The sequence below is a fragment of the Micromonospora sp. MW-13 genome, assembly GCF_003434305.1.
Classification (GTDB): domain Bacteria; phylum Actinomycetota; class Actinomycetes; order Mycobacteriales; family Micromonosporaceae; genus Micromonospora.
Map to the genome: position 1 here is coordinate 35,226 of NZ_QKKX01000043.1, position 17,776 is coordinate 53,001.

Here is a 17,776-nt window from a genome sequence, read left to right on the forward strand (position 1 = left end):
CTGCTCCCCCATCGCCCAGGCGGACCCCGTCGGGCGGCCCGGAACGACGGGTCAGGGCCGCCAGCCGGTCTGCGCGGCCCACTCCTCGGCGCGGTGGTGCTCCTCGTCGAACCACGGGTCCTTGGCGGTGGTGTACGTGACGGTGTCCGGCGCGCTGGCCGCCAACTCCCGCTTGACCGCCAGGTACGCCGCCCGCTGGTCCGGGTCCGCGCGCAGGTGGTCCCGCATCAGCAGGGCGTAGCGCCAGCCGGGCGAACCCTCCGGCCGCAGGTGCAGGTTCACCGGCCGGCCCGGGTCGGCGCTGCCGTGCAGACGCTTCTCCCACCGGTCGCTGCCCGCCGGCCGGGGAGTGTCCCACCACTGGCCGGGCACCCGGGGAAACCCCGCGGTTGCGAGGCGGTCCGCCAGCGAACCGTCCGCCTCGGCCAGGTTCGACACCGTGAGCTGGATGTCGATGACGTCCTTGGCCGCCAGGCCGGACACGGCGGTCGACCCGATGTGGTCGATCCGCAGGTCGGCGGGGGCGATCGCGTGCCGGATCCGGGCGGCCAGCCGGGCGTACTGCTGGGGCCAGGTGGGGTCGGGGTCGGTCAGCCGCACCCGCTCGGGCCGGACCGCGCGCCCGTCGCGCACGTTCGCCTCGTACGGCAGCAGCCGGTCCCGCCACAACCGGTCCACCGCGGCGTGCAGCTCGTCGAGGGTGCCGTCGTTGGACAGCACCACGTCGGCCGCCGCCCGGCGGCGGGCGTCGTCGGCCTGCGTGGCGATCCGCCGCTCGGCCTCCGCCCGGTCCATGCCCCGGCCGCGCGCCAGCCGGGCCAGCCGGATCGAGACCTCCGTCTGCACCACGACCACGAGGTGGTACGTCGGCGCCAGCCCGACCTCGACCAGCAGCGGCACGTCGTTGACGACGACCGCGTCCGGGGCCGCCGCCGCGACGAGCGCGGCGCTCCGCGCCCGGATCCGGGGATGGGTGATCGCCTCCAGCCGGCGGCGGGCCGCCTCGTCGGCGAACACCACCGCACCGAGGGCGGCCCGGTCCAGTGCGCCGTCGGGGCCGAGCACCTGGTCGGAGAAGGCGGCGACGATCTCCGCCAGTCCCCCGCTGCCCGGGGCGACCACCTCCCGGGAGAGCCGGTCCGAGTCGATCACCACTGCGCCGAGCGCGGCCAGCCGCGCCGAGACAGCGCTCTTGCCGGACGCGATTCCGCCGGTCAGTCCCACCATCAACACCGGACCAGTCAACCGGATCCCGCGCGCCGAGCCAAACCCGGCTCGGCGACCGGTGCCGACGCCGGGTACCGACACCGGCGATGGCCCGTGATTCTGCTCGACCCAGGGATCCGGTGGCCTCGCCGCGGACCGGATGCCACCGGATCCTGGACCGGGCCGGCCCCGGTCGGCCGGACCGAGCGACGCGGGCAGGCACGGACACGGGCAGGCACGGACACGGGCAGGCACGGGCACGGGCAGGCACGGACAAGGGACATGGACCGGGCACGCCGCACGGGCCGGTGCACGGTTCACCGCCGGTGCACGGCGAGGGCCCCGCCCCCGATCGACCCGGTGGAACCGGATCGGCGGGGACGGGGCCCGTCGTCGTCAGCGGGTCACTTGCCGCCGGCGAGCTTCTCCCGCAGAGCGGCGAGCGCCTCGTCGGTGGCCAGGGTGCCGGCCGGCTCCTCGGCCTGCCGGCTCGGGGCCGAGCTGGTCGAGGTGGTGGTGCCGCCGCCGGACACGGCCGGAGCCGGGTTGGCAGCAGCCTCGGCGTCGGCGGCGCGGGAGGTCTGCACCTGCTTGGTGTGGGCCTCCCAGCGCTGACGGGCCTCGGCGTACTGGTTCTCCCAGGTCTCGCGCTGCTTGTCGTACCCCTCGAGCCACTCGCCCGTCTCCGGGTCGAAGCCCTCCGGGTAGATGTAGTTGCCCTCGGTGTCGTAGGTCGCGGCCATGCCGTAGAGGGTCGGGTCGAAGTGCTCCTCGCCCTCGACGAAGCCCTCGTTGGCCTGCTTGAGCGACAGCGAGATCCGGCGGCGCTCCAGGTCGATGTCGATGACCTTGACCATGACCTCGGAGCCGACCTGGACGACCTGCTCCGGGATCTCCACGTGGCGCTCGGCCAGCTCGGAGATGTGGACCAGGCCCTCGATGCCGTCGTCCACCCGGACGAAGGCGCCGAACGGCACCAGCTTGGTGACCTTACCCGGCACGATCTGCTGGATCGCGTGGGTGCGGGCGAACTGCCGCCACGGGTCCTCCTGGGTCGCCTTCAGCGACAGCGAGACCCGCTCGCGGTCCAGGTCGACGTCCAGGACCTCGACCTCGACCTCCTGGCCGACCTCGACGACCTCGGACGGGTGGTCGATGTGCTTCCAGGACAGCTCCGAGACGTGCACCAGGCCGTCCACGCCACCCAGGTCGACGAACGCGCCGAAGTTGACGATCGAGGACACGACGCCCTTGCGGACCTGGCCCTTCTGCAGCTTGTTGAGGAACTCGGTGCGCACCTCGGACTGCGTCTGCTCCAGCCAGGCCCGGCGGGACAGGACCACGTTGTTGCGGTTCTTGTCCAGCTCGATGATCTTGGCTTCGAGCTCGCGGCCGACGTACGGCTGCAGGTCGCGCACCCGCCGCATCTCGACCAGGGACGCGGGCAGGAAGCCGCGGAGCCCGATGTCGAGGATGAGACCACCCTTGACGACCTCGATGACCGAGCCGCGGACGACGCCGTCCTCGTCCTTGATCTTCTCGATCGTGCCCCAGGCCCGCTCGTACTGCGCCCGCTTCTTGGAGAGGATCAGACGACCCTCCTTGTCCTCCTTCTGGAGGACCAGGGCCTCGATGTGGTCACCGACCGAAACGACCTCGGCCGGGTCCACGTCGTGCTTGATCGACAACTCACGAGAGGGGATGACACCCTCGGTCTTGTAGCCGATGTCGAGCAGGACCTCGTCCCGATCGACCTTGACGACGGTGCCTTCGACAATGTCGCCGTCGTTGAAGTACTTGATGGTCTCGTCGATCGCGGCGAGGAAAGCCTCCTCGGAACCGAGATCGTCGTGGGTGACCCGGGTGGCGCTCGAGGGGGCCTCGATGCTGCTCGTCATGTGGGCGGTTGCTCCGGTCGGATGGGTTGTCACAGCAGGCTGGTGTCGCGGTGACCTGTTCGCGCCAGCGGATCCGTCGCCGGGCACACCGCATGATCGCTGAATGAGATCCTGATGTGACTCCGTCTGTGACTCCGTCGACCGCACGCCTTCTCCCTGCCGAGGCACGCGACCCGCGAGCGCATCGTCTAGCCTACCGTGTGCATTACCACAGCGTGCAAGCCCCGGGGTAAGTGATCCAGCCCGCTTTCGCGGTGCACCGTCACTTACGTCCCGACAAGCGGCGCTTTGCGCGGCCGGCCGGCTCCGCGCCACCCGCGGACCACCGCGACGGGCCGCGACCTGGCACGCGAACCCGACCGCGACCTGGCACCGCCTGGGGCCGGGCCGGTCGTCCGGGAGGCGGGTGCCGCTCCGGGCGCCGGGCCGGCCACGGCGCGGAACCGGGGAGCGGCCGGGATGGCCACTAGACTGCCGCGATGACCGACGACCGGGCGGGTAGCGCCACCTACGCCGACCACGCCGACCCGCCCGGCGTGCTGCGGCGCCCGGTCACCGACGCGGAGAGCCGCCGGGCCAACCGCGGCTGGTGGGACGCGGACGCCGACGACTACCAGGCCGAGCACGGCGCGTTCCTCGGCGACGTGGAGTTCGTCTGGTGCCCCGAGGGGCTGCGGGAGGCCGATGTCCGGCTGCTCGGCGACGTCGCCGGACGGCGGGTGCTGGAGGTGGGCGCCGGGGCGGCGGCTGCCGCCCGCTGGCTGGCCACGGCGGGGGCGAGGCCGGTCGCGCTGGACCTCTCCGCCGGCATGCTGCGGCACGCGACGGCCGCCGCCGACCGCTCGGGTGTCCGGGTACCGCTGGTGCAGGCCGACGCGCTCGCACTGCCCTTCGCGGACGCGGCGTTCGACACCGCGTGCACGGCGTTCGGGGCGATCCCGTTCGTGGCCGACTCGGCGGCGGTGATGCGCGAGGTGTACCGGGTACTGCGGCCCGGCGGCCGTTGGGTGTTCTCGGTGACCCACCCGATGCGCTGGGTCTTCCTCGACGACCCGGGCCAGGGCGGCCTGACGGCCGTGCACTCGTACTTCGACCGCTCCCCGTACGTGGAGCAGGACGCGTCCGGGGCGGCGACGTACGTCGAGCAGCACCGCACCCTCGGCGACCGGATCCGCGAGCTGGTCGGTGCCGGGTTCCGGCTGGTCGACCTGGTGGAGCCGGAGTGGCCGGAGGGACACGAGGGGATCTGGGGACAGTGGAGCCCGCTGCGCGGCCGGCTCTTCCCCGGCACCGCCATCTTCGTGGCCGAGAAGCCGGCGGACTGAGCCGGCCGCCGGCCGCGCCGCAGCGGGGCGCGCGGTGGCGCAGCGGGGCGCGCGGTGGCGCAGCCGTACCCCCGGGCCGGGCGCCACCCGAACGGGGCGGCGTCGTTTCCGGCCGCGCCGAGGGGGTACCCGCACGGCATGGCCGAGAAGAAGTTTCGCAGGGGTGACCACGTCTCCTGGGCCAGCCACAGCGGTCGGGCCCACGGGGTGGTACAGGAGGAACTGACCGAGCGGACGCACGTGCGCGGGCACACCGTGAACGCGTCGCAGGACGAGCCGCAGTACCGCATCCGCAACGACGACTCGGGGCGGGACGTCGCCCACCGGCCGGAGGTGCTGCGCCGTGAGCAGGGCTGAGCGGGGACGCGACACCTACCGGGAGTTCACCGAGGCCGTGAACATGAGGCCGGGCGAGCTGTCGACGTGGCTGGAGACCGACGAGTCGAAGCAGGTCGGCTGGCGCCGGGGCGGCCGGGCGGGCGGCGGCGAATCGGTCGGGCACGAGTCCGGCCGGAAGATCATCAACCTGCTGCGACGCAGACGGGCCGAGCTCTCCGAGGCCGACTACCAGCACATGCGCAAGGTCGTCGGGTACGTCCGCCGGCACATGGCGCAACGCCCGTCCGGGGCCGTGCGCGACACGAAGTGGCGGTGGTCGCTGATGAACTGGGGCCACGACCCGCTCAAGTGAACGGGCCGCGGCCCCGGTGCGCGGCGGCCGGTCGCTGCGCCGGCCGGCGCAGCGTCAGTGGTCGGCGCTGTTCCAGTCGCGGCCCTCGCCGACGGAGACCTCCAGCGGCACCGACAGCGGGTACGCCCCGCCCATCTCCTTGCGCACCAGCGCCTCCAGGACCTCCCGCTCGCCCGGGGCCACCTCGAAGACCAGCTCGTCGTGCACCTGGAGCAGCATCCGCGAGCGCAGGCCGGCGGCGCGCAGCGCCGCGTCGACGTGCAGCATGGCGACCTTGATGATGTCGGCGGCCGAGCCCTGGATCGGGGCGTTCAGCGCCATCCGCTCGGCCATCTCCCGGCGCTGCCGGTTGTCGCTGACCAGGTCGGGAAGGTACCGCCGGCGGCCCAGGACGGTGGAGGTGTAGCCGTCGTGCCGGGCCCGGGCGACGACCTCGTTGAGGTAGTCGCGGACCCCGCCGAAGCCGGCGAAGTAGTTCTCCATCAGCCCGCGCGCCTCCTCGGCGGTGATCCCGAGCTGCTGGGACAGGCCGAACGCGCTCAGCCCGTACGCCAGGCCGTAGTTCATCGCCTTGATCTTGCGCCGCTGGTCGGCGGTGACCTCCGCCACCGGCACCCCGAACACGGAGGAGGCGGTGGCGGCGTGGAAGTCGTGACCGGAGTTGAACGCCTCGATCAGCGCGTCGTCCGACGACAGGTGCGCCATGATCCGCATCTCGATCTGGCTGTAGTCGGCGGTGAGCAGGCAGTCGTACCCCTGCCCCACCACGAAGGCCCGGCGGATCCGCCGGCCCTCGGCCGTGCGGATCGGGATGTTCTGCAGGTTGGGCTCGGTGGAGGAGAGCCGGCCGGTGGCCGCCACGGTCTGGTTGAACGTGGTGTGGATGCGGTCGTCGTCGGAGACCGACTTGAGCAGGCCGTCGACGGTCGACTTCAGCTTGGCCACGTCGCGGTGGCGCAGCAGGTGCGCCAGCACCGGGTGCGGGTTCTGCGCGTAGAGCCACTGGAGGGCGTCGGCGTCCGTCGTGTAGCCGGTCTTGATCTTCTTGGTCTTGGGCAGGTTCAGCTCGCCGAAGAGGATCTCCTGGAGCTGCTTGGGCGAGCCGAGGTTGAACTCGCGCCCGATCTCGGCGTACGCGCCCTGCGCGGCGGCCTTCACCTCGCCGGCGAAGTGCGCCTCCAGTTCGTGCAGGTAGTCGGTGTCGGCGGCGATGCCGACCCGCTCCATGCCGGCGAGGACCCGCATCAGCGGCAGCTCCACCCCGGCCATCAGCCGGGCCGACTGCTCGCCGTCGCGGGACAGCTCCGCGTCGATCGCGTCGGCCAGGTCGAGGGTAGCCCGGGCCTGGAGCATCAGGTTCTGCTCGGCCTCGCCGTCGCCGCCCAGCCCCTCGAAGGTGAGCTGGCCGGTGTCGGGGACGTCGACCCGCAGCTCCCGGTGCAGGTAGCGCAGCGCCAGGTCGGTCAGGTCGTAGGACCGCTGGTCGGGGCGGGCCAGGTAGGCCGCGATCTGGGTGTCGCGGGCGATCCCCTCCAGCGCCCAGCCGTGCGCGGCGAACGCGAGCACCGCCGGCTTGCTGTCGTGCAGCACCTTGGGCCGCGCCGGGTCGGCGAGCCAGCCGGCCAGCGCCGCCTCGTCGGCCGCCTCCAGGCGGGCCGGGTCGACCCAGGCCGCCGCGCCGCCGGCGGTGGCCAGCGCCAGGCCGAGCACCGCGGCGGTGTGCCGCCGGTTGACGCCGGTGTCGAGCTTGACCGCCAGCCCGACCGGGGCGCCGGCCGCGTGCGCGGCGAGCCAGCCGGCCAGCGCCCCGGGCTCGGTGAGCACCTCGCCGGCCAGGTCGAACCCGGACTCGGCCTCCGGCTCGACGGCCTCCAGGTACTGGTAGAGCCGGTCGCGCAGGATACGGAACTCGAGGGTGTCGAAGACCTGGTGCACGGCCTCCCGGTCCCAGCCCTCCCAGCGCGCGGCCTCGGGGCGGAGCGGCAGCTCCAGGTCGGAGACCAGGCAGTTGATCTCGTAGTTGCGGATCACGTCGGCCAGCCGCTCGCGCAGGCTCTCGCCGGCCTTGCCCTTGATCTCGTCGGCCCGGGCCACGACCCCCTCGACCCCGCCGTACAGGTTGATCCACTTCGCGGCCGTCTTCGGCCCCACGCCCGGCACGCCGGGGAGGTTGTCGCTGGTCTCGCCGACCAGGGCGGCCAGGTCGCGGTAGCGCTGCGGGCCGACGCCGTACTTCGCCTCGACGGCCGCAGGGTCCATCCGGGCCAGGTCGGAGACGCCCTTACGCGGGTAGAGCACCGTGATGTTGTCGTCGACGAGCTGGAAGGCGTCCCGGTCGCCGGAGGTGATCAGCACCGACATGCCCTGGTCGCGGGCCTGGCAGGCGAGGGTGGCGATGACGTCGTCGGCCTCGTAGCCCTCCCTCTCCACCACCGGGATCTGCAGCGCGGCCAGCACCTCCTTGACCAGGCTGACCTGGCCCTTGAAGTCGGCCGGGGTCTCGCTGCGGCCCGCCTTGTACTCGGCGTACCGGTCGGTGCGGAACGAGTGGCGGGAGACGTCGAAGGCGACGACGATGTGGGTCGGCCGCTCGTCGCGCAGCACGTTGATCAGCATGGAGGTGAAGCCGTAGACGGCGTTTGTCGGCTGGCCCGTCGTGGTGGAGAAGTTCTCGACCGGCAGGGCGAAGAACGCCCGGTATGCCAGGGAGTGTCCGTCGACGAGGAGCAGGCGCGGCGTCGTAGCTGTCACGCAGGCGACTCTAGTCCGCGGCTGTGACAACCCGGGACACCGGCACGTCCCCGGCGCGGGCGTCCGCCCGCGCCGGGGCGCCGATCAGAGCACCTTCGCCAGGAAGGACTTGGTCCGCTCGTGGCGGGGGTTCGCGATCACCTCGCGGGGGTTGCCGGACTCCACCACCACGCCGCCGTCCATGAAGATCAGCGAGTCGCCGACCTCCCGGGCGAAGCCGATCTCGTGGGTCACCACGATCATCGTCATGCCGTCGCGGGCCAGGTCCTTCATCACGTCCAGGACCTCGCCCACCAGCTCCGGGTCCAGCGCGCTGGTCGGCTCGTCGAAGAGCATCAGCTTCGGCTGCATCGCCAGGGCCCGGGCGATCGCCACCCGCTGCTGCTGGCCGCCGGAGAGCTGGGCGGGGTACGCGCCCAGCTTGTCGCCCAGCCCGACCCGGTCCAGCAGCGCCGCCGCCCGCTCCCGGGCCGCGGCCTTCTTCTCCCGCCCCAGCAGCACCGGCGCCTCGACGACGTTCTGGAGGACCGTCATGTGCGGGAACAGGTTGAACCGCTGGAACACCATGCCGATGGCGCGGCGCTGCGCGGCCACCTCCCGCTCCCGCAGCTCGTGCAGCTTCCCGCCGCGCTCCCGGTAGCCGATCAGATCGCCGTCGACCCAGATCCGACCGGCGTCGATCTTCTCCAGGTGGTTGATGCAGCGCAGGAACGTCGACTTGCCGGACCCGGACGGGCCCAGCAGGCAGCACACCTCCCCGGCGCGGACCTCCAGGTCGATGCCCTGGAGCACCTCCAGCGGCCCGAACGACTTGTGCACCTGCTCGGCCCGGACCATCACGTCCGACTCGGCGGCCGGCGCGTCGGCCTGGGCGGGGACGACCAGCTCGGTCACGGCTCCACCTTCCCCGGGTTCCCGCCGGTCTCCGCGGCCATCCCGCGCAGCCGCAGCCGGGCCCGCCCGGCGCTGCCGTACCCCCTGCCGAAGTGCCGCTCCAGGAAGTACTGGCCGACCAGCAGGATGCTGGTCAGGAACAGATACCACAGGCACGCCGCGACGTACATCGGGAAGATCTGGAACGTCCGCTTGCCGACCGCGTCGAGCTGGAAGAACAGCTCGACGCTCACCGGCACGTACAGCAGCAGCGAGGTGTCCTTGAGCATGGCGATCGTCTCGTTGCCGGTCGGCGGGATGATCATCCGCATCGCCTGCGGCAGCACCACCCGGCGCAGCAACTGGCCCCGGCCCATGCCCAACGCCTGGGCCGCCTCGGTCTGCCCGGGGTCCACCGACTGGATGCCGGCCCGGACGATCTCGGCCATGTACGCCGCCTCGGACAGCGCGAGCCCCAGCAGGCCGGCCATGAACCCGGTGAGGATATCCCGGGAGGAGAAGCCGAACAGCCGGAGCTGCAGGTTGTCGATGCCGAAGAGCTGGCCCAGTTGGGTGTCGAACGGCACCCCGAACTCGATCCGGCTCCACAGGATGCCGATGTTGCCGAAGACCGCCAGCAGCACCAGCCGGGGAACCGCGCGGAAGAACCAGGTGTAGAGCCATCCGACCCCGCGCAGGATCGGGTTGTCGGACAGCCGCATCACGGCGATGACCACGCCGAGCACGACGCCGATCAGCATCGCGCACACCGTCATCAGCACGGTGCCACGCAGCAGGCCCTCGATGATCGGCGGGCGGAACATCTTGTCCACCATGAACGACCAGTTGAAGGCGTCGTTGGTGGCCAGCAGGTGGACGAACATCGCGGTGAGCACGGCCAGCACGGCCACCGCGACCCAGCGCCCCGGGTGCCGTACGGGCACGGCGCGGATCGGCTCCGCCCGTGCCCGTACGGTTGTCGCTTTGTCGGTCGTCATGTCGTGTTACGGGTTGACCGCGGGGTCCGTGAGGGCGCCGTCGGCCACCTTCCACTTGTCCAGCACCGTCTTGTACGAGCCGTCGGCGATCAGCGCCTTCGTGGCGTCCCGGACGGCCTCGGCGAACGCCGCCTGGTCCTTGCTCACCACGTAGCCGTACGGCGCGGCCTCGTACTGCTTGTCGAGCAGGTCGAGGGCCCCGTTGGACTGGGTGACCGCGTACACCCCGACCGGGTAGTCGGCGAGCATGGCGTCGTCCTTGCCGGAGGCCACCGCGGCGGTCGCGGCGTCCTGGCCCGGGAACTGCTCCACGGTGATCGCCGGCTTGCCGGCGTCGGTGCACGCCTTGGACCGCTTCTGGATGTCCTCGACCTGGACGGTGTCCTTCTGCACGGCGATCTTCTTGCCGCAGGCGTTCTCGATGGTGACGCCGGCCGGGTTGCCCTTCTTGGTCACCCACTGGGTGCCCACCTGGAAGTAGCTGACCATGTTGGCCTGCTGCTTGCGCTCGGGGTTGATGGTGAACGAGGAGACGCCGACCTCGTACTTGCCGGTGTTGACGCCGGAGATGATGTCGCCGAACGGCGCCGAGACGAACTCCGCCTTCAGGCCGAGCTTCTGGGCCACCGCCGAGAACAGCTCCACGTCGAAGCCGATCACCGTCTTGCCGTCGGAGTCGAGGAACTCCGCCGGGGCGTACGTCGAGTCGGTGCCCACGACGATCTTGCCGTCGGACTTGATCGCGGCCGGCACCTTGTCGGCCAGGGACGAGTCCGCGGAGGCGCTGACCGAGGGGCCGGCACCGGGCTGTTCGGTGCTCTCCTCCTCGCCGCACGCGGCGAGGGAGATCAGGAGCACGGCCGCGCCGGCGGCGCCGAGCGCCGCCCGCCGACCACCGTTGAGCTGGAACATGAGGGGAAACTCCTTACTGAGGGGTCGGTCGGTCAGGCTACGCCGAGGTACGCCTCTTTGACCGACGGGTCGTGCAGCAGTTCGGCGCCCGTGCCGGACTTGACGATCCGGCCGGTCTCCAGCACGTACGCCCGGTGGGCGCGGGCCAGCGCCTGCTGGGCGTTCTGCTCCACCAGCAGGATCGTGGTGCCCTGCTGGTTGATCTCGGTGATGATGGTGAAGATCTGCTGGATCAGCATCGGCGCCAGCCCCATCGAGGGCTCGTCGAGCAGCAGCAGCTTCGGCCGGCTCATCAGCGCCCGGCCGACCGCGAGCATCTGCTGCTCGCCGCCGGAGAGGGTGCCGCCGGGCTGCTTGCGCCGCTCGGCCAACCGGGGGAACAGCTCCAGCACCCGGTCGAGGTCCTGGGCGATGCCGGCCCGGTCCCGCCGGGTGTACGCCCCCATGTCGAGGTTGTCCAGCACCGTCATGCCGGGGAAGATGCCCCGGCCCTCGGGCGCCTGGCACAGCCCGCGCCGGACCCGCAGGTCCGCGCGGAGGTTGGAGATGTCCTCGCCGTTGAACCGGATGGCGCCGGAGGCGATCGGCCGGATGCCGGAGATCGCCCGCATGGTGGTCGACTTGCCGGCGCCGTTCGCGCCGATCAGGGCGACGATCTCGCCCTCGTCCACGGTCAGGCTGATGCCGTGCAGCGCCTGGATTCGCCCGTAGAGCAGGCTCACGTCCTCGATCTCAAGCAGCATCGTCCGGCACCCCCAGGTACGCCGCGATCACCCTCGGGTTGTCCCGCACCTCGGCGGGCAGCCCTTCGGCGATCTTCTTCCCGAACTCCAGCACCACGATCCGGTCGGTCACGCCCATCACCAGCCGCATGTCGTGCTCGATCAGCAGCACGGTGATGCCGGTGTCGCGGATCTGCCGGATGAGCTGGAGCAGTTCCTCCTTCTCCGCCGGGTTGAAGCCGGCGGCGGGCTCGTCCAGGCACAGCAGCACCGGATCGGTGGCCAGCGCGCGGGCGATCTCCAGGCGGCGCTGCTCGCCGTACGAGAGGTTGCGGGCGAACTCGTGCATCCGGTGCCGGATGCCGACGAACTCCAGCAGGCGCTCGGCCTTCTCCCGGCCCTCGCGCTCCTCCCTCCAGTACCGCGGCAGCCGGAACAGCGCGGCGATCACGCTGGTCTTGTGGTGCGCGTCCGCGCCGACCTGGACGTTCTCCAGCGCGGTCATCTCCGGGAAGAGGCGGATGTTCTGGAACGTCCGCGCCATGCCCATCTTGGTGATCTGGTGCCGCTTCTTGCCGCTGATCTTCTGGCCGCGGAACCGGATCTGCCCCTCGGTGGGCTGGTAGATCCCGGTCATCGCGTTGAAGCAGGTGGTCTTGCCGGCGCCGTTCGGCCCGATCAGGCCGAGGATCTCCCCCTTGTAGAGGGTGAAGTCCACGTCGTTCAGCGCCACGACGCCGCCGAAGCGCAGCGTCACGTGGTCGACCTCCAGCAGCGGCTCGCGCCGCGACACCGTCTCGACGGCGGGCGCACCCGCCTGGGCCGGAACGGCCGGGGTCTGCTCGGTGTCACTCACCGACGATCACCTCCTTGCGACGGTCCTTGAACTCCGCCGCCCGTCGTCGGTTCGGGATGAGGCCCTGCGGCCGGAAGATCATCATCACCACGAGGACCAGGCCGAAGAAGAGGAACCGGTACTCGTAGAGCTCGACGCCGAACAGCTCGATGCCGCGGAACCGCTCGATCATGTACGCCACCAGGCCGCCGCCGACGATCGCGCCGACGATGTTGCCCGACCCGCCGAAGATCACCGCGGCGAGAATGATGATCGAGTTGAGCAGCTCGAAGTTCTGCGAGTTCACGAAGTTCTGCTTGCCCGCGAAGAGCGCGCCGGCCAGGCCGGCGATCGCCGCGCCCGAGGCGAACGCCCACAGCTTGAACTTGAACGTCGGCACGCCCATGAGCTGGGCCGCGTCCTCGTCCTCCCGGATCGAGATCCAGGCCCGGCCCACCCGACTGTGGGTCAGGTTCCGCACCCCGATCACCACCAGGATGATCAGCGTGAGCACCAGCCAGTAGTACGGCCGGGCGTCGAGCACGCCGAAGAACGGCTTGCCGTCGGCGTACTTGCCGGGCGGGTGCGGGATCTGGTTGAAGCCCCGCTGCCCCTTGAGGAACGCCGAGCTGGTCGCCGAGATGCGGATCATCTCGGCGAAGCCGAGGGTCACCAGCGCCAGGTAGTCGCCGCGCAGCCGCAGGGTCGGCGTGCCGAGCATGACACCGGAGACCATGGTCAGGGCGATCGCGAGCGGCACCACCAGCAGCCACGGCCACAGCGTCTTGATGTTGCTGCTCGGCGAGGTCAGCACCGCCACGGTGTACGCGCCGACGGCGAAGAAGCCGAAGTAGCCCAGGTCGAGCAGGCCGGCGAAGCCGACCACGATGTTCAGCCCGACCGCCAGCAGCACGTAGATCGAGACGGTGAACAGCACCTGGGTGAAGTTCGCGCCCGGGGTCGGGATCGGCCCCAGGTACTGGTAGAACTCTCTGTTCGGCAGCGCGTAGAAGAACACGATCATCGCGGCCAGCAGCACCCAGCGCACCCAGCGCGGGGCGTGGTGCCAGCGCTCGCCGACCGCCTCGCGGCCGGAACGCACCTTCTCCAGGACGGTCGTCATGCCCGTGCCCTCCCCAGCGATTCACCCAGCAGACCGGTCGGCCGGAACATCAGCAGCACCACCAGGACGGCGAAGGCGGCGAAGTCCTTCCACTGGCTGCCGAACAGGCCCGAGGCGTAGTTCTCCACCACGCCCAGCAGCAGGCCGCCCACCAGCGCGCCACGCAGGTTGCCGATGCCGCCGAGCACCGCGGCGGTGAACGCCTTGAGCCCCAGCAGGAAGCCCACGCTGTAGGTCAGGGTCTGGATCCGCACGTCGTAGAGCAGGCCCGCCACGCCGGCCATGCTGCCGCCGGCGATGAAGACCATGAGGATGATCCGGTCCTTGTTCACGCCCATCAGCGCGGCGGTGTTGGGGTCCTGGGCCACCGCCCGGATGCCCCGCCCGGTCCGGCTGCGGTTGATGAACAGGTCGAGGCCGATCATCATCGCCAGCGCGGCGCCGATGGTGAGTAGCTGCACTCCGTCGATCGGCACCCCGAACAGGTGGAACAGCGGCTTGGGGCTGACCAGTTGGGGGGCGCCCTGCGGCAGGCGGCGGGTGTAGACGCCGAACGCCTCGGAGATCGCGATGGAGGCGCCGATCGCGGTGATCAGGAAGGCCAACGGCGGCGCGTTGCGCTTGCGCAGCGGCCGGTACGCCACCCGCTCGATCACCGTCGCGGTGCCCGCCGATGCGATCGCCGCGACGATCATGGCCACCAGCAGGTAGAACAGGATCGACCCGAGCCCGGTCACCGACGAGTCCTGGTCCAGGCCGAACCCGTTCCAGGTCCAGATCGCGGCGAACGCGCCGGCGATGAAGACCTCGGAGTGGGCGAAGTTGATGAGTCTGAGCACGCCGTAGACCAGCGTGTAGCCGAGCGCTACCAGGGCGTAGATCGCGCCCTGCGTCAGTCCGGTCGTGGTCAGGGTGCCGATGTTCGAAAAGAGTCCGTCGAAGTCCAAGGGAGGGACGCTCCGTCAGGTGTGGAGAAAAAGAGGGTGCGGCCGGGAGCGAGCTCCCGGCCGCACCCGCGATCACTACTCAATCGCTTGTCGCAGCGACCGGCTTCAGGACTTGGGGATCTCCTGGTCCGGGACGACCTTGCCGCCCGTCACCTTGAACGCCCAGACCTTGACCTGCGCCGGGTCCAGCTCCCCGCCCTCGACGAACTTGTAGCTGGCGGCGACGCCCTCGCCGCTGTAGCCCTTCACGAACTCCAGCAGCCCCTCGCGGGTGGTCTTGCCGGCCTTGATCCCGGCGAGCAGGATGTTCGCCGCGTCGTAGGCGGTGTCGCTGTAGGTGCCCGGGTCCGTGCCGTTGAGGGCCTTGTAGTCCGCGGCGAAGCTGCCCCGGGCCTCGGTGGACGGCTGGCACGGGCAGGTCAGGATGGTGCCCTCGGCGGCGGCCTGGCCGGCGGAGGTGATGTACGCACCGTCGTTGACGCCGTCGCCGGCGATCAGCGGCGCGGTGACCCCGGCAGCGGTGAGCTGCTTACGGATCAGACCGGCCTCCTGGTAGTAGCCGCCGTAGAAGATGGCCTTCACGTTGGCGGCCTTGACCTTGGTGACCACGGCGGAGAAGTCGGTCTGCTTGCCCTCGCCCTGGACCTTGTCCGAGCCGGCGACCGCCGAGCCGAGGACCTTCTTGACCTCGTCGGCCAGGCCCGCGCCGTACGCCGACTGGTCGTCGATGACGTAGGCCTTGTCGGCCTTGAGGACGTTCTTGATGTAGCTACCGGCCGCCGGGCCCTGGCTCAGGTCGTTGCCGACCGCCCGGAAGAAGGTCTTCCACTTCTGCTGGGCCAGCTTCGGGTTGGTCGCGGAGGCGGTGATGGTGACCAGACCGGCCTCGTTGAACAGCGGGCCGGCGGCCTCGGACTCACCCGAGTAGGCCGGGCCGACGACGCCGAGGATCTTGGTGTCGTCGATCGCCTTCTGGGCCAGCCCCGGGGCCTGGTCCGGGCTGCCCTGCGAGTCCAGCTCGGCGAGCTCGACCTTGCAGTCCGCGTTCTCCTTGTTGTACTTGTCGACCGCGAGCTTGACGCCGTTCTTCTCGTTGATGCCCAGCGCGGCCGAGCTGCCAGTCAGGGCGCCGAAGAACGCGATCTTGCTGCCGCAGGCGCTGCCTCCGGCCTCCTCCTCGTCGCTGCCGCTGGAGCAAGCGGTGCCACCGGCGACGAGCGCCAGCATGGCGACGCCACCGATCACGCGTGCGAGCTTCTGCCTCAAGGCCCGAACCCTCCTCCGTCCCATGGCCCGAACCACCCGCTGCCTATTGGCTCTTGCGGGGGCGGACGAACCAGACCGTCGTCGCCGGTCTGGGGCGGGACGTTATCCCACCGGGAAGCTGCGACGTAAGCCCTGGGCAGCGGGGTTGACCGAACCGTTACACGCCGTGGCGGATCGGAGACGATCACTGTAAGAAAGTTGTATTCTGAAATGTCTTCACCTGTGCTTCATCGGTAACGGGCACCGTCCGGGACCACCCGCTACCGATCGGTCAGCGGCGGCGGCGCCCACCAGGCATGGGACGCCCCACCGTCGTCCGCCAGCAACAACAGTCGATCTTCCCCACCGGCCACCGTTAGCGCCGTGTCCCCGCTGTCCGGCACCGCCGCCGGCCCCGGCAGCGTCACCGCCCGCCACGACGCGCCACCGTCCGCCGAGGCCCACAACCGCCGGCCGGCCCCGTCGCCGGTCACCGCCACCAGCCGCCGCCCCACCGCCGCCAGGCCGACCACCGACAGCACTCCCGGACCGGCCGCCCCGAACCCGCCGACCCGCCGCCACTGCGCCGCCCGGCCCGATCCGGCGGGCGGCCCCGACGGGCTCGACTCCCCCACCGGCCCGGCCGCCGCCGGCCGCCAGGCCGCGAAGCCGTCCCGCACCGGACCCACCGCCACCGGCTCGCCGTCGAGCAGGACCACCCGCTGCGCCCGGCCCCGCCCGTCCGGGGTGGGCAACTCGGCCCGCCGCCAGGCCCGCCCGTCCGCCGACGTCCACGCCAGCGGGGCCAACGCCGCGCCACCGGCCGGCAGCAGCGAGCCCACCACCAGCCACCCGGACGGCCCCGCCACCGCGTCGTACGCCGCCGTGCGGCCCCGGCCGTCGCCCGCCAACTCCGGCACGCCCTCCAGGATCACGAACCCGGACGCGTCCGGCGACGTCCACACCGCCGCCCCGTCCACCCGCGCCCCGGCGATCAACCAGCCGCCCGGCCCCGCCGCCAGCCGGCTCGCCGCCACCGCCCGCTGCCCGCCGAACAGCTCGAACCCCGCCGGCACCTCGCGCACCGACCCGTCCGGCCGCTGCACCCAGGTGCCCGTGCGCGGGTTGCCGTGCACCCCGCCGTTCTTCGCCCCCAGCGCCGCGATCCGGCCGTCCCGGCAGGCGACCGCGTACAGCACGTGCTGGCGGCCGTAGAACGACTCGCCCCGCACCGGCAGCGCCGACCAGGAGACCCCGTCCACGCTGGACCACGCCGCCGGCCGGGTCCCACCCGCCGCGTCGGCCACCGCGCCCACCACGAACCACCGCCCGCCGCAGGCCGCAGCGTCCCGCAGCACCAGCCGGCCGGCGGCGCCCGGCGGCACCGGCAGGGTCACCTCCCGCCAGTCGGGGCGCACCGGCCCGGGGGCGGGCGCGGGGCGCTCAGGCGACCGGCAGCCGGCCAGCAGCACCGCGAGCCCGGCGACCACACCGAGCACCGCGCACGGGCGCCGAGGAAGCATGCATCCGATCGTATCGATCGATCGGGGGCGACAGGGCCCCGCGACGCGCCGGGCCCGGCCGCCGCCGTCAGGAGGCCGGCTGGGCCACCTCGCCGCCGGCGGTCTCGGCGAGGATCCGCTCGGCGACCTCCTTCATGGTCATCCGGTGGTCCATCGCCGTGCGCTGGATCCACTTGAACGCCTGCGGCTCCGTCATCCCGTACGTGGTCATCAGCGCGCCCTTGGCCCGCTCCACCGTCTTGCGGATCTCCAGCCGGTCGGTCAGGCCGGCGACCTCGGCCTCCAGCGCGGCGACCTCCGAGTACCGGGACAGCGCGATCTCCACGGCCGGCACCAGGTCGCTCTTCTGGAACGGCTTCACCAGGTACGCCATCGCGCCGGCCGCCCGGGCCCGCTCCACCAGGTCCCGCTGGCTGAACGCGGTCAGGATGATCACCGGGGCGATCCGGGCGCCGGCGATCCGCTCGGCGGCGGCCAGCCCGTCCATGATCGGCATCTTGATGTCGAGAATGACCAGGTCGGGCTTCAGCTCCTCGGCGAGCCGGACGGCCGTCTCGCCGTCGCCGGCCTCGCCGACCACCTCGTAGCCCTCCTCGACCAGCATCTCCGCCAGGTCCAGCCGGATGAGCGCCTCGTCCTCGGCGATCAACACCCGCCTGCGCTCGGCATCCGTCTGCGTCTCGGCCACGAGCCACTCCCACCATCGATCATCGAACCGGCTACCACC

15 protein-coding genes and 1 pseudogene are annotated in these 17,776 nt (G+C 71.6%); 3 read left to right on the forward strand and 13 right to left on the reverse strand.

The annotated features are described in order from the left end of the window. Window positions 1–51: 51 nt before the first annotated feature. Both coaE and rpsA read right to left on the reverse strand, forming a co-directional pair. Window positions 52–1,233: a dephospho-CoA kinase gene (gene coaE, locus C5N14_RS20655; RefSeq protein ID WP_117669775.1), complete on the reverse strand. Its 1,182-nt coding sequence runs from the start codon at window positions 1,231–1,233 to the stop codon at window positions 52–54. A 377-nt stretch (window positions 1,234–1,610) separates the two neighbouring features. After that, complete coding sequence (gene rpsA / locus C5N14_RS20660; RefSeq protein WP_117669776.1) at window positions 1,611–3,104, reverse strand: 30S ribosomal protein S1; 1,494 nt, start codon at window positions 3,102–3,104, stop codon at window positions 1,611–1,613. A gap of 479 nt (window positions 3,105–3,583) precedes the next feature. On the opposite strand from rpsA, the gene C5N14_RS20665 reads away from it, so the two are divergent. The 3 genes and pseudogenes from C5N14_RS20665 to C5N14_RS20675 form a co-directional block, all read left to right on the forward strand. Continuing rightward, window positions 3,584–4,429 carry a class I SAM-dependent methyltransferase gene (locus C5N14_RS20665; RefSeq protein WP_117669777.1) on the forward strand — a complete coding sequence of 282 codons (846 nt, stop codon included), beginning with the start codon at window positions 3,584–3,586 and terminating at the stop codon, window positions 4,427–4,429. A gap of 138 nt (window positions 4,430–4,567) precedes the next feature. Beyond that, window positions 4,568–4,786 carry a DUF2945 domain-containing protein gene (locus tag C5N14_RS20670; protein WP_117669804.1) on the forward strand — a complete coding sequence of 73 codons (219 nt, stop codon included), beginning with the start codon at window positions 4,568–4,570 and terminating at the stop codon, window positions 4,784–4,786. After that, window positions 4,773–5,117 (forward strand): annotated as a pseudogene (locus C5N14_RS20675) (DUF3140 domain-containing protein); the annotation flags it as partial. The gene C5N14_RS20670 and the pseudogene C5N14_RS20675, both read left to right, overlap by 14 nt. Window positions 5,118–5,174: 57 nt before the next feature. Here C5N14_RS20675 and polA read toward each other — a convergent pair. The 11 genes from polA to C5N14_RS20730 form a co-directional block, all read right to left on the reverse strand. After that, window positions 5,175–7,871 carry a DNA polymerase I gene (gene polA, locus C5N14_RS20680; protein ID WP_117669779.1) on the reverse strand — a complete coding sequence of 899 codons (2,697 nt, stop codon included), beginning with the start codon at window positions 7,869–7,871 and terminating at the stop codon, window positions 5,175–5,177. Window positions 7,872–7,955: 84 nt separating this feature from the next. Continuing rightward, window positions 7,956–8,708, reverse strand: coding sequence for an amino acid ABC transporter ATP-binding protein (locus tag C5N14_RS20685; RefSeq protein ID WP_165878172.1), 753 nt, complete (start codon window positions 8,706–8,708; stop codon window positions 7,956–7,958). Window positions 8,709–8,761: 53 nt separating this feature from the next. After that, the gene (locus tag C5N14_RS20690) at window positions 8,762–9,742 is read right to left on the reverse strand and encodes an amino acid ABC transporter permease (RefSeq protein ID WP_117669781.1); all 981 of its coding nucleotides are present in this window, start codon (window positions 9,740–9,742) and stop codon (window positions 8,762–8,764) included. Between the two features lie 6 nt (window positions 9,743–9,748). Continuing rightward, the gene (locus C5N14_RS20695; protein WP_117669782.1) at window positions 9,749–10,654 is read right to left on the reverse strand and encodes an ABC transporter substrate-binding protein; all 906 of its coding nucleotides are present in this window, start codon (window positions 10,652–10,654) and stop codon (window positions 9,749–9,751) included. A 32-nt stretch (window positions 10,655–10,686) separates the two neighbouring features. Continuing rightward, entirely contained in the window at window positions 10,687–11,397 is a 711-nt protein-coding gene (locus C5N14_RS20700) for an ABC transporter ATP-binding protein (protein WP_117669783.1), read from the reverse strand. Further along, window positions 11,387–12,232: an ABC transporter ATP-binding protein gene (locus tag C5N14_RS20705; protein ID WP_117669784.1), complete on the reverse strand. Its 846-nt coding sequence runs from the start codon at window positions 12,230–12,232 to the stop codon at window positions 11,387–11,389. Before C5N14_RS20705 ends, C5N14_RS20700 begins: the two co-directional genes overlap by 11 nt. Then, window positions 12,225–13,334, reverse strand: coding sequence for a branched-chain amino acid ABC transporter permease (locus C5N14_RS20710; protein WP_117669785.1), 1,110 nt, complete (start codon window positions 13,332–13,334; stop codon window positions 12,225–12,227). Before C5N14_RS20710 ends, C5N14_RS20705 begins: the two co-directional genes overlap by 8 nt. Further along, a complete protein-coding gene (locus C5N14_RS20715; protein ID WP_117669786.1) occupies window positions 13,331–14,281 on the reverse strand; it encodes a branched-chain amino acid ABC transporter permease in 951 nt (316 codons plus the stop codon). Before C5N14_RS20715 ends, C5N14_RS20710 begins: the two co-directional genes overlap by 4 nt. A gap of 105 nt (window positions 14,282–14,386) precedes the next feature. After that, a complete protein-coding gene (locus C5N14_RS20720) occupies window positions 14,387–15,547 on the reverse strand; it encodes a branched-chain amino acid ABC transporter substrate-binding protein (RefSeq protein ID WP_117669787.1) in 1,161 nt (386 codons plus the stop codon). 260 nt (window positions 15,548–15,807) lie between these two features. Next, window positions 15,808–17,049, reverse strand: a complete 1,242-nt coding sequence (locus C5N14_RS20725) for a hypothetical protein (RefSeq protein WP_117669788.1) — start codon at window positions 17,047–17,049, stop codon at window positions 15,808–15,810. A gap of 67 nt (window positions 17,050–17,116) precedes the next feature. Beyond that, on the reverse strand, window positions 17,117–17,737 hold the full coding sequence (locus C5N14_RS20730) for an ANTAR domain-containing response regulator (protein ID WP_117669789.1): 621 nt from the start codon (window positions 17,735–17,737) through the stop codon (window positions 17,117–17,119). Window positions 17,738–17,776 lie beyond the last annotated feature (39 nt).

Excerpts from the sequence above, each read along its gene's own strand:
- C5N14_RS20695 (WP_117669782.1), bottom strand. The coding sequence starts at position 10,654 with ATGTTCCAGCTCAACGGTGGTCGGCGGGCGGCGCTCGGCGCCGCCGGC.
- C5N14_RS20700 (WP_117669783.1), bottom strand. The coding sequence starts at position 11,397 with ATGCTGCTTGAGATCGAGGACGTGAGCCTGCTCTACGGGCGAATCCAG.
- C5N14_RS20710 (WP_117669785.1), bottom strand. The coding sequence starts at position 13,334 with ATGACGACCGTCCTGGAGAAGGTGCGTTCCGGCCGCGAGGCGGTCGGC.
- C5N14_RS20665 (WP_117669777.1), top strand. The coding sequence starts at position 3,584 with ATGACCGACGACCGGGCGGGTAGCGCCACCTACGCCGACCACGCCGAC.
- C5N14_RS20690 (WP_117669781.1), bottom strand. The coding sequence starts at position 9,742 with ATGACGACCGACAAAGCGACAACCGTACGGGCACGGGCGGAGCCGATC.
- C5N14_RS20685 (WP_165878172.1), bottom strand. The coding sequence starts at position 8,708 with ATGGTCCGGGCCGAGCAGGTGCACAAGTCGTTCGGGCCGCTGGAGGTG.
- C5N14_RS20670 (WP_117669804.1), top strand. The coding sequence starts at position 4,568 with ATGGCCGAGAAGAAGTTTCGCAGGGGTGACCACGTCTCCTGGGCCAGC.
- C5N14_RS20725 (WP_117669788.1), bottom strand. The coding sequence starts at position 17,049 with ATGCTTCCTCGGCGCCCGTGCGCGGTGCTCGGTGTGGTCGCCGGGCTC.
- rpsA (WP_117669776.1), bottom strand. The coding sequence starts at position 3,104 with ATGACGAGCAGCATCGAGGCCCCCTCGAGCGCCACCCGGGTCACCCAC.